12 protein-coding genes and 1 riboswitch are annotated in these 13,392 nt (G+C 67.4%); of the genes, 1 reads left to right on the forward strand and 11 read right to left on the reverse strand.

Annotated elements, in window-relative coordinates; genetic code table 11:
* Nucleotides 1–291 precede the first annotated feature (291 nt).
* The 9 genes from ASPU41_RS23730 to ASPU41_RS10880 all read right to left on the reverse strand — a co-directional run bounded on the left by ASPU41_RS23730 (nucleotide 292) and on the right by ASPU41_RS10880 (nucleotide 11,484).
* The gene (locus tag ASPU41_RS23730) at nucleotides 292–1,767 is read right to left on the reverse strand and encodes a hypothetical protein (RefSeq protein ID WP_157356983.1); all 1,476 of its coding nucleotides are present in this window, start codon (nucleotides 1,765–1,767) and stop codon (nucleotides 292–294) included.
* Nucleotides 1,768–1,882: 115 nt separating this feature from the next.
* Nucleotides 1,883–2,953, reverse strand: coding sequence for a Gfo/Idh/MocA family protein (locus tag ASPU41_RS10840; protein ID WP_069950925.1), 1,071 nt, complete (start codon nucleotides 2,951–2,953; stop codon nucleotides 1,883–1,885).
* 177 nt (nucleotides 2,954–3,130) lie between these two features.
* Entirely contained in the window at nucleotides 3,131–3,838 is a 708-nt protein-coding gene (locus ASPU41_RS10850; RefSeq protein WP_069950927.1) for an ABC transporter ATP-binding protein, read from the reverse strand.
* A 2-nt stretch (nucleotides 3,839–3,840) separates the two neighbouring features.
* A complete protein-coding gene (locus ASPU41_RS10855) occupies nucleotides 3,841–5,292 on the reverse strand; it encodes an ABC transporter permease (protein WP_069950928.1) in 1,452 nt (483 codons plus the stop codon).
* A 185-nt stretch (nucleotides 5,293–5,477) separates the two neighbouring features.
* Nucleotides 5,478–6,578 carry a substrate-binding domain-containing protein gene (locus ASPU41_RS10860; RefSeq protein ID WP_069950929.1) on the reverse strand — a complete coding sequence of 367 codons (1,101 nt, stop codon included), beginning with the start codon at nucleotides 6,576–6,578 and terminating at the stop codon, nucleotides 5,478–5,480.
* A 63-nt stretch (nucleotides 6,579–6,641) separates the two neighbouring features.
* A complete protein-coding gene (gene mmsB / locus ASPU41_RS10865) occupies nucleotides 6,642–7,910 on the reverse strand; it encodes a multiple monosaccharide ABC transporter permease (protein ID WP_069950930.1) in 1,269 nt (422 codons plus the stop codon).
* Between the two features lie 58 nt (nucleotides 7,911–7,968).
* Entirely contained in the window at nucleotides 7,969–9,525 is a 1,557-nt protein-coding gene (gene mmsA, locus ASPU41_RS10870) for a multiple monosaccharide ABC transporter ATP-binding protein (RefSeq protein ID WP_069950931.1), read from the reverse strand.
* Between the two features lie 131 nt (nucleotides 9,526–9,656).
* The gene (locus ASPU41_RS10875; RefSeq protein WP_069950932.1) at nucleotides 9,657–10,847 is read right to left on the reverse strand and encodes an ROK family transcriptional regulator; all 1,191 of its coding nucleotides are present in this window, start codon (nucleotides 10,845–10,847) and stop codon (nucleotides 9,657–9,659) included.
* A gap of 118 nt (nucleotides 10,848–10,965) precedes the next feature.
* Entirely contained in the window at nucleotides 10,966–11,484 is a 519-nt protein-coding gene (locus ASPU41_RS10880; protein ID WP_069950933.1) for a gamma carbonic anhydrase family protein, read from the reverse strand.
* A gap of 40 nt (nucleotides 11,485–11,524) precedes the next feature.
* Here ASPU41_RS10880 and ASPU41_RS10885 point away from each other — a divergent pair, with 40 nt between their 5' ends.
* The gene (locus tag ASPU41_RS10885; protein WP_197515640.1) at nucleotides 11,525–11,845 is read left to right on the forward strand and encodes a hypothetical protein; all 321 of its coding nucleotides are present in this window, start codon (nucleotides 11,525–11,527) and stop codon (nucleotides 11,843–11,845) included.
* Between the two features lie 68 nt (nucleotides 11,846–11,913).
* On the opposite strand, the gene ASPU41_RS10890 is transcribed toward ASPU41_RS10885, so the two are convergent.
* Together ASPU41_RS10890 and purU are read right to left on the reverse strand one after the other, a co-directional pair.
* Nucleotides 11,914–12,327 (reverse strand): class I SAM-dependent methyltransferase, encoded by a 414-nt coding sequence (locus tag ASPU41_RS10890; RefSeq protein WP_069950934.1) that lies wholly within the window; start codon nucleotides 12,325–12,327, stop codon nucleotides 11,914–11,916.
* A 21-nt stretch (nucleotides 12,328–12,348) separates the two neighbouring features.
* On the reverse strand, nucleotides 12,349–13,209 hold the full coding sequence (gene purU / locus ASPU41_RS10895) for a formyltetrahydrofolate deformylase (RefSeq protein WP_069950935.1): 861 nt from the start codon (nucleotides 13,207–13,209) through the stop codon (nucleotides 12,349–12,351).
* 60 nt (nucleotides 13,210–13,269) lie between these two features.
* Nucleotides 13,270–13,355: riboswitch (ZMP/ZTP riboswitch) on the forward strand.
* The last annotated feature ends 37 nt before the right edge of the window (nucleotides 13,356–13,392 follow it).

The following is a 13,392-nucleotide window of genomic DNA, read 5'->3' on the forward strand; positions in this document are numbered from 1 at the left end:
CGACTTCGCTCCGACCTCACGAAACCTCAGCGAGGCGGGGGCATCCCTAAGGGGGGTGTGCCTCATGTTGAGGGGACGGTTTGCGGCGCGCCGGCGGTCCGGCTGGCCGGTCGGCTCCTTGGCGCGCAGCTGCAGGCCTTAGCCCCGTGCTGGGGGAGGCGACAGCGGAAAGAGGGTTGCCGGAATTACGGCAGGGGACGGTGGCGTCCATTGGGGATCTCCTGAATGACTGTAGGCGGGCGCCCAAAGCAGCCCGATTGGCCGTGCTCTGTGGAGGGCAGAGACGGCTAACTAGTCAGGAGAGGAACCGGGATCGGCGGCGACGGCGGAGTGCACGTGCTGCAGCGGACCACGGATTGGATCAGCGCCGGCTGTGGGAAGGACGAAGTACGGGCTGGGAAGCCAGGCGGCTCCACCGGAGGGTCCACCGGACGAGACGGTGTTTCCGGATCCAGACCCGGGAGCTGCGGGCAGCGCATCGGGAGCAGGCAGACCGGTCCCGTTGGGCCAGGGAACCGGGTCGTCCTTGCCAGGAGGTGCCGGCGGAACGCTGCCTCCCGGGGCAGAACCTGCCGGGGGCACGCTTCCGGAGTGCTGTCCTGAACCGGCGGTCGGCTGGATGGGGCCGTCAAGGACCGGGAGGAAGACAGCACCTCCGAAGGGCTCAGATCGGGGCGCCGGGGCGGCCTCCTGCAGGGCGGTGAGCACCGCGTCGTTGACTTCGCAGTCCCCCGGAGTTTCGGTCACGGCGGGAACTGCCGGGTCCAACGGAACGGGAACCGGAGCGGGGAGCACCACGTCAAGGAGCGCCAAGTCTGGAACGGCCGGGTCTGCAGTGGTTGCGGGGTTCGTGACGGCGGGTTCCGTCGGCAGCGGGCCGGTCACCGGCGGGTCAGTACCCAGGGGGTCCGTGCCCAGGGGAGCCGGCACCAGCGGGTCGGTAGTCGCCGGTGCCGGGAGGGCCGGGTCGGTGACGGGCAACGTGGGATCCAGGGCCGGGTCGGTGACGGGCAGCGTTGGCGCTGGGGCTGGCTCGGTGACGGGCAGCGACGGCGACGTGACAGGATCCGGGGTGGGAGCCGGTGACGTTACCTCCGGGTCCGGAGACGGGACGGGCGTGGGGCTGGTTGGAGTCGGGGCCGGTGCGGGTTGGGTGACCGGTTCGGGCGCAGGTGCGGGTGCGGTCGTTGGTTCCGGGGCGGGCGCTGAAGTCGGGAAGGCTGTGGGTGCTGGTGCGGGAGCAACAACGGGTTCGGGGGCGGGTGCCGGGGCTGGTGCGGGAGCAATAACGGGTTCGGGGGCGGGTGCCGGCGCTGGTGCGGGAGCAACGGGCTCGGCCGGGTGAACCGGGTGAACCGGGTGGACAGGGGTGGCTTTGCCCGGGGCCGGGTCCACGGTGGCCGGGACCGGAAGAGCCGCCGGCGGTGCCTCTGGTGTGGGGCCAGCCACGGCAGGGGGCAGGATGACCGCTGGTACGGACAGCGCCGGGTCAACCAGCGCCGGGTCAATTAGTGCCGGAACGGCCAGGGCCGGGTCGATCAGCGCGGGGTCGGAGAGCGCAGGGTCGGTGAGTGCCGGGTCGGGTTCCAGGGGGACGATGATGATCGAGGTGACCGTGACGTCGGCGGCCGGAGCCGGAGAAGTGGCGGCGTCGTCCGCGCTGGCAGCCGTCGCGGAGAGCGCCAGCCAGGCGATGCCGGCGACGCCTCCCAGAAGCACCCGCCGGAGCAGGCAGCGCGCGCGCAACGGGACTGATGCTGGGTCCACGCGCACACCCCATTTCCCCGAAAGCTCGACGGATGCCTATAGGGTAAGTCCGCGCGCGGTGGCGAGTCCAGAGCGTACCGTAAACTTGGGCGGATTCAGGCCCCGGAAACCACCGTCACCGGGCGTCGTTCGGGTAACTGACGCCCAGTTGGGCGCGCACGCCGTCGAACAGCCGCATGGTGTTCAGCGAGTCCTCCAGCGGCATCACGGGGCTCTCGCTGAGTCCCTGCTGGATGCAGCGGGTCACCTCACGCAGTTCGTAGCTGTAGCCCCGGCCCACGACGTCGAACGATTCGCTGCGGGGTTCGTCGAATCCGACCCGGACCAGGAGTTCCCTGGGGTTGTTGATGGAGCCGATGGACTGCAGGAACCCTTCGCTGCCGGCCACAGTGGCGGTCCGTGGACCATGCGCCAGGAGTGACGAGGTCAGTTGCGCCTGGGCGCCGTGCTGGTAGCCAAGGGTCAGCGCGTTCTGTGCGTCCACGCCGTCGTCGTTCAGCCAGCCGGTGGCACTGACGGTCTGCGGGAAGCCCAGGGTGCCCAGGGCCCAGAGCAACGGATACACCGTGATGTCCAGCAGGGCGCCGCCGCCGTCCTTCGGTGCCCAGAGGCGGGAGACGGGCGAATACGGGGCCGGGAAGCCCAGGTCAGCCCCCACCCATTTGACCTCCCCGATCTCTCCGGAGGCGGCGATCTCGAAGGCCCGCTGCATGCTCGGCAGGAAGCGGCTCCACATGGCCTCCATTAGGAACAGGCCCTTGGCCCTGGCCAGGGTCACCAGTTCGGAAGCTTCCCGGGCATTGACGGTGAGCGCTTTTTCGCAGAGCACGTGCTTGCCTGCGGTCAGGGCCGCCAAGGCGATTTCGTGGTGATGGGCGTGCGGTGTGGCGACGTAGACGACGTCGACCGCGTCATTGGCGAGCAACCGTTCATAGCCGGTCTGCCCGTCCTGGTCCCCGTAGGCCCGGGCGAAGCCGAAATCGGCGGCGAAGGCATCCGCCGCCGCCTGCGTGCGCGAACTGACCGCGTAGAGCTCAGCGTCGGCCAGGAGCTCCAGGTCGCGGGTCACGGCCGCCGCGATTCCTCCGGTGGCGACGACGCCCCAGCGCAGCCTGGCGCCGGTGGTCGTGCGGGGATCGGGGTCCGGCTGGCTGAACAACCAGGGCGTGGCGATGTGGGCGGTCATGGTGTCATCCTCTCACCCGGGTGGCGGAGGAAACGGGTGAGCACGCCGAAATCTGAGAGGGCGTCGGGGTTTTGGCCGCGGAAGCCGGGGACGGGCTGAAGGGACAACCCGTCTTCTGTGGCCCCGGCTTCCCCGGCGGTGGTGAGCTGCGCGTTGAGCGTCGTGGTGAGCCGCGCGCTAGGCGGGGGATCCCGCCGCAATCCGGCCGCGCGCCACCTCTTCCGTTAGCCGGCCCTGCTGCAGCCGGAACCGCCGGTCGGTCTTGTTGGCCAGCGAGCGGTCATGGGTGACCACGAGGATGGTGGTGTTGTGGTCACGGCTCAGCGAACTGAGGAGCTCGATGATGTGCTCGCCGGTCTGTTCATCCAGGTTGCCCGTGGGCTCGTCCGCAAGGATCAGCTTGGGGGAGTTGGCCAGCGCGCGGGCGATCGCCACGCGCTGCTGCTCGCCGCCGGAGAGCCGGTTGATGCGCCGCACGTGCTTGTCCGGATCGAGTTGCACCTGCTCCAGCAATTTCCGGGCACGCTCCAGCCGTGCCGCCTTCCTGGTCCCGGCAAACTCCATCGGAAGCATGACGTTGTCCAGCGCGGAGAGGTTGGGGATCAGGTTGAACTGCTGGAACACGAAGCCGATGTCCCGCCGGCGGTACTCGGTGAGCCTGCTGTCCGGCATCCCGGCCAGGCTCACGCCGTTGACGAGGACGTCCCCGCTGGTGGGCTTGTCCAGGGCGCCGAGGAGGGACAGCAGGGTGCTCTTGCCGCTGCCGCTCTTGCCCACGATCGAGGCCAGGGTGCCCTGCTCGAGCTCGAAGCTGACATCGTTGACCGGCTTGATGGTGCGGTCGCCGGACTTGAACGTGCGGACCAGGTTTTTGACTTCAATCATGGCTACTCTCCTCGGAGGACTTCGATGGGACGGATGCGGGCGGTCAGCAGCGCGGGAACCAGTGCCCCGACGATGGCGACACCAAACACCGCGGCAATCCCGGCAGCGATGACGCCGGGGGAGGCACTCGCGGTCACGGACGTCAGCAGCTGGCCGGCGCCGCCGAGCGGGTTGCCTGGATCGCCACCAGGCAAGCCGCCGGGCATGCCACCCCGTCCTGCGCGCTGGCCCGCAACGGTTGTGGCAGCGGTGGTGTTGGAGCTGATCAGTGCCGAAGCGATACCACCGCTGGCGAAGGACGCGACGGCGGCACCCACCACGCTGCCCAAAGCGACGAGGACGAGCGCCTCCAGCACGAACTGCAGGCCGATGGTGCGGTTCGGGGCGCCGATCGCCTTCAGCACGCCGATTTCCCGGCGGCGCTCGCGGACCAGCATGACCATGATCAGCAGGATGATCAGGCCTGCAGTGGCCACAGCCGCGACGAAGGCGAGGAAGGAGATGTTCTTGACACTGCCCAGCGAGCTGACCGCTGTTTCAAGGTTGCGCTGGCCCTGGCTGACATCGGCAGCACCGGTGCCGAGCGCAGCCTGCAGCGCCGACTTGGCGGCGTCGACGTTCTCCAGGGAATCTACGGTGACGATCATCGTGGACAGTTCCCCGGGCAGTTCCGCCAGCGTCTGGGCCGAGGGGAGCGTGAGGTAGAGGGCGTTGTTGCCGAAGGAGGTTCCGGCGTCGAACAGGCCCGCCACGGTGAAGTCCTGGCTATTGATGGTGAACGTGGAGCCGACCGTGAGGCCGTTTTTCTCGGCCAGGGTGGTGCCCAGCAGCGCGCCGGTGGACGCCGCCGTGTAGTCGCCGAGTCCCGTGCCCTGCGTCAGTTCCAGCGCCTTGCCGGTGGTGTCCACTTCGGCGCCGATCCCGGTGGCCGTGATCGGTACAGAGAATGCCGGGGGTGCCGCAGCGGTTCCGGAAGTGCCGGAGCTTCCCGTGCTGCCTTCCGCGCTCTGGTTGCGTGCGCCGAGCGTGCCGGCGTCGACGGCGGCCGTGAGGCTGGTGGTCACTGTGGTGGCGGACTGGCTGTCCGGACCTCCCTGCCCGCCGGGTCCGCCCTGCCCGCCCGCCCCGGTCTGGGCCGCAGCCGCGTCGGCGTTCCGCAGCCGGAGGGCCCTGGTGCCGACGACGGTGCTCACGCTGGGCACGGAGGCTGCCGTTGTGGCCTGTTCCGCGGTCAGCGGCTCGCCGCCGCCCTCGAAGCCCTGCCCGCCGGCGGGATTGACGGTAAGCACAGTGCCCACCGAGGCGTTGAGTTCCGCGACCTTCCCCGCGACGGCCTGGTTGGCCACCAGCATGGCCAGTGCGAGGCCGATGGCAACCGCCAGCATGGCCACCACGGCCGCTGTTCGGACTTTGTTTCTGAAGGCGTTGCCGATACTGCGGGCAAGGACGCTCACGTGACTCCTAGGGATTACAGGCCGGACGGGTTGGCCGGCGGCAGATCCCACACTGGTACGGCCTGCTGTGCGGATCACAGTCCCGAGCTATGGATCCGCTGTGAAGGGTGCCCGGAACTCCGGGCAACAAAAAGCCCCGGCCCGCCAGGAGGCGGAACCGGGGCTCTTGTCGTCGGGTGAACGAACTACTTGGTGAGCGGTCCGAGGACCGGATCGTTGACGTAGGCCGTCTTGACGTTCTCCTGGGTCACGATGACCGGCTCCAGCAGGTACGCCGGAACCACCTTGACCGTGTTGTTGTAGGACTTGTCATCGTTGATCTCGGGCGTCTTGCCGGCCTGGAGATCCTTGACCATGGTGATGGCATGCTCCACCAGCTTGCTGGTGTCCTTGTTGATGGTGGAGTACTGCTCGCCGGCCATGATGGACTTCACGGACTCAACTTCGGAGTCCTGCCCGGTGATGACCGGAAGCGGCTTGCCGGCTGCCTTGACCGAGGTCAGGACGGCGCGGGCCAGGGTGTCATTCGGGGACAGCACGCCGTCGAGCGATGCGCTGCCGTAGCTGCCGGTCAGCAGGGTGTCGGCGCGACGCTGGGCGTTTTCTGCCTTCCAGCCCTGGGTGACTGCCTGCTCGAAGGACGTCTGGCCGGAGAGAACTTTGAGGGTGCCGTCGTCGATTTTCGGCTTCAGGACGCTCATGGCGCCATCGAAGAAGACCTTCGCGTTGGCGTCATCGGGGGAACCGGCGAACAGTTCGATGTTGTACGGGCCTTCCGGCTTCTTGGCCTTCATGCCTTCCAGCAGCGCCTCGCCCTGGAGGACACCGACCTTGAAGTTGTCGTAGGCCACGTAGTAGTCCACGTTCGCGGTGTTCAGGAGCAGGCGGTCGTAGGCGATGATCGTGGCGCCGGAGTCCTTGGCCTGCTGCAGCTGGGTACCCAGCTGCGCGCCGTCGATGGCACCAACGATGATGACCTTCGCGCCCTTGGTGATCATGGCGCTGATCTGGTTCTGCTGTTCGGAAACGCCGCCGTTGGCGAACTGCACGTCCGGCTTGAAGCCGGCGTTCTTGAGGCCGTCATTGAACAGCGTCTCCGCCAGGACCCAGTTCTCGCTGGTCTTCTGGGGGAGCGCGACGCCGATCATGGAGTCCTTCGGGAATGCTTCCCCGCCGGCGGTGGAACCGCCGGATGCCCCGGTGTCGGAACGGCCGCAGGCCGTCAGCGCCAGTGCCGCAATAGCAGCTATTGCTGCTGCCTTTCCTGCTTTACCAATCATTCGCATTGCTTGGTTCACTTTCTTTAGATGGTGTGCGGAGAATCGTGAGGGAGCGGAACAGGGAGCGGATTAGGCGCCCTTGGAGATGACCTCTTTGGTGGAGGTGGTTTCGTCGGGCTTCATCTCGCTGCTGCGGCCGAAGTTCTTGAACATCAGGCCGATGATGGATTTCTTGCCCTGGGACTTGTTGTAGACATCGAATGCGACGGCGATCAGGAGCACCAGGCCCTTGATGATCTGGGTCAGGTCGGCGCCGACGCCGAGCAGCTGCAGGCCGTTGTTCAGCACGGCCATCACCAGGCCGCCGACGATCGAGCCGATCACGGTGCCGACGCCGCCGGTCACCGCGGCGCCGCCGATGAACACGGCCGCGATGGCGTCCAGTTCCCAGCCGACGCCGTCGAACGGTCCCGAGGCGGTGGAACGGCCGACGAAGATCATGCCGGCGAGGCCGGCGAGGACGGACATGTTCATCATGACCAGGAAGTTGACCTTCTTGGACTGGACGCCGGAGAGCTCGGCGGCGTGCCGGTTGCCGCCGACCGCGTAGACGTGGCGGCCGATGACGGTCTTGGAGGAGATGAAGCCGTAGATGAGCACGAGGGCCGCCAGGATCAGGCCCGGGATCGGGAAGGACGTTCCCGGCCGGCCGGTGGCGAACAGGTACGTTGCGTAGAGGATGGCGCCGCAGATCAGGACCAGCTTGGTGATGCTGACCCAGGCTTCGGGCACCTCGGCGCCCAGGGCCTTGGCGTTGCGGCGGGAGCGGATCTCACTGAACACCACGAAGGCGACGGCGAGCAGGCCCAGCAGCACGGTCAGGTTGTTGTAGCCGAGGTCGGGCCCGACCTCGGGCAGGTAGCCGGAGCCGATCTTCTGGAAGTCGGAGGGAACCGGGATGGTGTTGGACTTGCCGACGTACTGGTTGAAGCCGCGGAAGATCAGCATGCCGGCCAGCGTGACAATGAACGCCGGGATCCCGACGTAAGCCGTCCAGAATCCCTGCCAGGCCCCGATCAGGACGCCCAGCAGCAGCCCCATCAGGACGCCGAGGTACCAGGGGATGCCCCAGTCCCGGATGAAGAGGGCCACGCAGACGCCCACGAACGCTGCCACCGAGCCAACGGAGAGGTCGATGTGGCCGGCAATGATCACCAGGACCATGCCGATGGCGAGGATCAGGATGTAGGAGTTGCCGTTGAAGAGGTTGATGACGTTGCCCGGGGTGAGCGTGCGGCCGTCGGTTGCAATCTGGAAGAAGATGATCAGGGCCACCAGGGCGAAGATCATGCCGAATTGGCGGGTGTTGCCGCCAAAGAGCTTCTTGAGCGCGTTCATTGTTTCAGTCCTTGTTTCCGGGGTGTGCGGAGGGTTCGGAGCAGTTGGCCCCAGCGGGTCAGGCGGTCTTGCGGGCCGAGGTCATGAGTTTCATGAGGCTTTCCTGGCTGGCTTCGTCCTTGTTGAGCACGCCGGTAATGGCGCCTTCGAAGATGGTGTAGATGCGGTCCGAGAGCCCCAGCAGCTCGGGAAGTTCCGAGGAAATCACGATGACGCCCTTTCCCTGGTTGGCGAGCTGCTGGATGATGCCGTAGATCTCGTACTTGGCGCCGACGTCGATGCCCCGGGTGGGCTCGTCCAGGATCAGCAGCTCGGGGTCGGTGAACATCCACTTCGCCAGCACCACCTTCTGCTGGTTACCGCCGGAGAGTTTGGCCACGCCCTCCTCCACCGATGGGGCCTTGGTCCGCAGTGATTTGCGGTACTGCTCGGCGACGGTGAAGACCTTGTTGGCGTCAATCACATTGTGTTTACTGACCTTGCGCAGGTTGGCCGAGACCGTGGTGGCTTTGATGTCATCCAGCAGGTTCAGCCCCAGGGTCTTGCGGTCCTCGGTGACGTAACCCAGCCCGGCGTCGATCGCCTGTTTGACGCTCTTGAGCTCGGTCTCCTTGCCGTGCATGTAGATCTGCCCGGAGAGGAAGCGGCCGTAGGACCGGCCGAAGACGGAGCGGGCGAGCTCGGTGCGGCCGGCGCCCATCAGCCCGGCGAAGCCTACGATCTCGCCGCGGCGGACGAAGAAGCTGGAGTTCTTGCAGACCAGGCGGTCCTGGATCTGCGGGTGGCCGACGTTCCAGTTCTTGACCTCGAAGAAGACTTCGCCGATTTTCGGCTCGTGCGCGGGGAAGCGGGATTCCAGGGTCCGGCCCACCATGCCCTTGATGATGCGGTCCTCGTCGACGCCGTCGGCCTTGACGTCCAGCGTCTCGATCGACTTGCCGTCACGGATGATGGTGATGGAGTCCGCGATCTGCTCGATCTCGTTCAGCTTGTGGGAAATGATGATCGAGGTGATGCCGCGGCCCTTCAGGCCGAGCATCAGGTCCAGCAGGTGCTGGGAATCGGATTCGTTGAGGGCCGCCGTGGGCTCGTCCAGGATGAGCAGCTTCACCGATTTGTTCAGGGCCTTGGCGATTTCGACGAGCTGCTGCTTGCCGACGCCGATTTCCTTGATCGGGGTTTCCGGATCCTCCCGGAGCCCGACCCGGGCCAGCAGCTCGGTGGAGCGGATCCGGGCCTCGGCCCAGTCGATCACGCCACGCTTGGTGGGTTCGTTGCCCAGGAAGATGTTCTCCATGATGGACAGCTCGGGGATCAGCGCGAGTTCCTGGTGGATGATCACGATGCCGGCGTGCTCGCTGGCCCGGATGTCCTTGAACTGCTGGACTTCGCTCTGGTAGACGATGTCCCCGGTGTAGGTGCCGAAGGGGTAAACCCCGGAGAGCACCTTCATGAGGGTGGACTTGCCGGCGCCGTTCTCACCGCAGATCGCGTGGATCTCTCCGGCCTTTACCCGCAGGTTCACCTCGGACAATGCTTTAACGCCGGGGAACTCTTTGGTGATGGAGCGCATCTCGAGAATAATCGGATCGCTGTGCGTGTTGAGGGACGTCATTTGCCCTTACGCCTCCAATGCATGACTTCGTTGTCCGCCCCTGCAAACCGCAGGGTCGTCTGATGGAAAAGTAAACTGGATCACAGGGCTTGTCGTCAAGTCTTTAACGCAACGGCCGGATAACGAAAAGCTCAGTTCCGCCGGATTCCGGCGTGCTGGAAGACCAAAGCCGTGGCTCCCAGAGCCTCGGCGCGGTCGCCCAGGGAGGACATCGTGAGCGTTGTCGTCTCGCCGATCACGGGCACCGCGTGCCGGACCAGGCCCCGCCGGATCGGGTCCAGCAGCAGATCCCCGAGCCCGGCCAGCGGGCCGCCCACCACGATCACTTCGGGGTTGATCAGGTTGGCCACGTTGCCCAGGGCGCGGCCCACGGCGAGGCCGGCGTCGTCCACCACACGCAGCGTGGCGGAGTCCCGGGCGAGGGCCTTGCGGACGATGTCCTCCGGGGTGAGCGGCTTGTCCTCGCCACGGCTCAGGAGTTCGATCATGGTGGTGGTCGAGGCGATGGTTTCCAGGCATCCGCGGTTCCCGCAGCGGCAGACCAGCCCGTGCTCATGGATGGTCGCGTGGCCGATTTCGCCGGTGATGCCGACGTTGCCGTAGTAGGGCATCCCGTTCAGGATCAGGCCGGCGCCGATGCCGGATCCGATCTTGAGGAACATCAGGTTGCTGACGCCGGTGTGGGGCCCCCAGGTGACCTCCGACAGGGCGCCCAGGTTGGCGTCGTTGTCCAGGAAGACCGGGAGATCCAGTGCTTCCTCGAGGCGTTGCAGGATGTTGATGCCCACCCATTCGGGCAGGATGGCGCCCTGCGCCACCGTCCCGGTGCGGCGGTCTATGGGGCCGGGAATGCCGACGCCGGCTCCGACGACGGCGCTGCGTTCCACGCCGCTGCTGGCCAGGAGCCGGTCCAGGAGTCCGACGGCGGCGCTGATGCCCTCCTCGGCGTGGTGGCCCAGGGGGAGCAGGACCGATTCCTCGGCGATCACGTCATAGCCCAGGGAAGCGAGGACCACGCGCAGGTGCCGGCGGCCGAAATCGATGCCGACCGCGACGGCCCCGTTGCTGTTGAGCCGGACGTTCAGGGCCCGCCGGCCGGAGCTGGTGATCGGCTCGGTGGAGGCCAGCCCGGCGTCCTGCATGATCTTGACGATATTGGAGACCGTGGCCGTGGAGAGGCCGGTCTGCCGGGCGAGTTCCGCCTGCGTGGAGGGCCCGGCGAGCAGGCATTCGATGATGCGCTGCTGGTTCAGGTGCCGGAGTGCAGACTGGGACCCGGGGTTTTTCGTTCGGCTCCTCGTTGAGCGCGTTGGTGAGGGCATGCAATGAAGAGTGCCGCATCAGCGTCTTGTAGTCAAGAAGTTAACGCAACTGGCGGTGCGCGTGACACTCCGGCGGCGGCGGGTTCCGCCGCCGCCCACAGTCGCCGGGCCCCGGGCCTTAGCCGTGCAGCTCGCGGTGCGCCCGGGCCAGCTCCTTGTAGTGCGCCGCGTTCTGCTGGACGCCCGCGAACTCCTCGTCGGTAAGCTCACGGCGGACCTTGGCCGGCACGCCGGCGACGAGCGAGCGCGGCGGCACCACGGTTCCTTCCAGCACCACGGCGCCGGCGGCCACGAGCGAGCCGGCACCAATGACGGCGCCGTTGAGGATGGTGGCGCTCATCCCGATCAGGCAGTCGTCCTCGACCGTGCAGCCGTGCACCACGGCGCTGTGCCCGACGCTGACCCGGGCGCCGACCGTGCAGGGAAAGCCCGGGTCCGCGTGCAGCACCACGTTGTCCTGCAGGTTGGTGCCGGCGCCGACGGTGATCGCGGCGGTGTCGGCCCGGACGGAGACGCCGTAGAAGGCGCTGGAGTTCTCGGCGAGCGTTGCCTTGCCGATCACCGAGGCGCTCGGTGCGATGAAGGCGGATTCGTGGACGGCCGGGGTGTCCCCGGCGAATGCGTAAATGGGAGCCATGCCTCCAGCCTAGGACACACCCCCTGCCGCCGGGCCGGGCGTGAGTAGGATCGGGGCCATCAAACGCGCTGTCCGGAAGGTGGTCCGGGGCGACGCCACCGGCAGCAGGCCGCACACGGTCGCCACCGATGTGCCATTTGGGGCCTGGTTCATGGCGATCTTCCTGGACTTCTTCCCCGACGAAGGGAGCCGGCGGGCAGCCGCCCGGCTCGTGGCCCTCGGCCTCGTCGCGGCCGCTCCCACCGGACTGAGCGGCTGGGCCGAATGGGCCCGTGCCGCCCCCTCAACGCAGCGCGTCCGCGCCGTGCTGGTCATTGGCGGGTTCCTGGGCGGGTACCTGGTCAGCGTGCGCCGCCCCTGAGCCCGTTGAGCTATCAGGTGTGGTCCTTCTGAGCGCTGGGAACGACCGGAACTGACGGCGCAACGGGGTCAGACGGGGGAGCGCAGCACGGTGAAACCCGCACCGTGTTCGGGGAGGGCCGGTTCCGGCAGCACGACGGCGATCGGGGCGCCGGGCGCCGTCACCCGCCCCAGTTCGCGGACGACGCCGGCCCATTCCTCCGGCGGCAGCCCCGCCAGGGCGTCCACCGCCCACGCGGAGGGGAAGGCCGCATCGGCGAACGGCAGCGAGCCGGCCGCGGCCACCGAGACCTCCAGGCCGCGGGCCCGCGCGGAATGGATGTTCTCCTCCGACGGGTCCACTCCGGTGAAATGGATGCCGGACCGGACAAAGCGCAGCCCGTCCTCGCCCGGGCCGCAGTCCAGGCCCAGCACACTCCTGCGGCCCTCGGACTTGAGCAGGGCCACGAATTCGGACAGCGGGTCGTTCGGGGAAAGAGCCATACCCCTATTCAATGACCGGTGTCAGTTGAATACAACCGTGCGGTTCCCGTCCAGCAGGACCCGGTGCTCGGCATGCCACTGCACCGCCTGGGCCAGGGTGCGGCCCTCCACGTCGCGGCCCATCTGGACGAATTGCTCGGCCGTGCGCCGGTGGTCCACCCGGATGACTTCCTGCTCGATGATCGGCCCCTCGTCCAGGGCCGCCGTCACGTAGTGCGCGGTGGCGCCGATGAGCTTCACGCCGCGGGCGTGGGCCTGGTGGTAGGGCTTGGCGCCCTTGAAGGAGGGCAGGAACGAGTGGTGGATGTTGATGGCCTTGCCGGTCAGCTCCTGGCACAGTTCGTTGGAAATGATCTGCATGTAGCGGGCCAGGACCGTCAGCTCGACGTCATGCTCGGACATCAGCGCCCGCAGTTCATCCTCGGCCTGGACTTTGGTCTCCGGGGTGACCGGGATGTGGTGGAAGGGGATGCCGTAGAACTCGGCCAGGCCCGCCAGGTCCCGGTGGTTGGACACGATGGCCGGGATCTCGATGGGCAGGGTGCCGGAGCGCTGCAGGAACAGCAGGTCGTTCAGGCAGTGCGCGGAGGTGCTGGCCATCAGCAGGGTGCGGACCTTCCGGCCGGCCGGGTTGAGGCTCCACTCCATGCCGAAGGCCTGGGCCACGGGCTCGAGGGCGGCCCGCAACTCGAAGGGGGAGGCCGGCGTCGTGGCCTCGACGCGCATAAAGAACGTCCCGGTGCTCTGGCTGCCGTACTGCTGCGAGTCCGTAATATTGCAGCCCGCGACGAGCAGGGCGCCCGCTACGGCGTGCACGATTCCGGGGCGGTCCGGGCAGGAGAAGGTCAGGATATAAGAAGCAGTCAGCTGGTCGTCAGTCACGAAGACAGCCTACCCGCGGGCAGGCGCCGGCTGGGGCCGGGCCGCCGGCCTGGGGTACTCTGAAACCGTCGCAACTGGCGTTGGGTGGCTAACCACCAGGGAGCGGCACTCACGAAGACCACGGATCGTACGCCTGGGCCGAGGGTCATGTTTTGCCGGTCGGCAGCAGCAGCTGCCGCCCCG

It is taken from the genome of Arthrobacter sp. U41, assembly GCF_001750145.1.
In the GTDB taxonomy this organism is placed as follows: domain Bacteria; phylum Actinomycetota; class Actinomycetes; order Actinomycetales; family Micrococcaceae; genus Arthrobacter.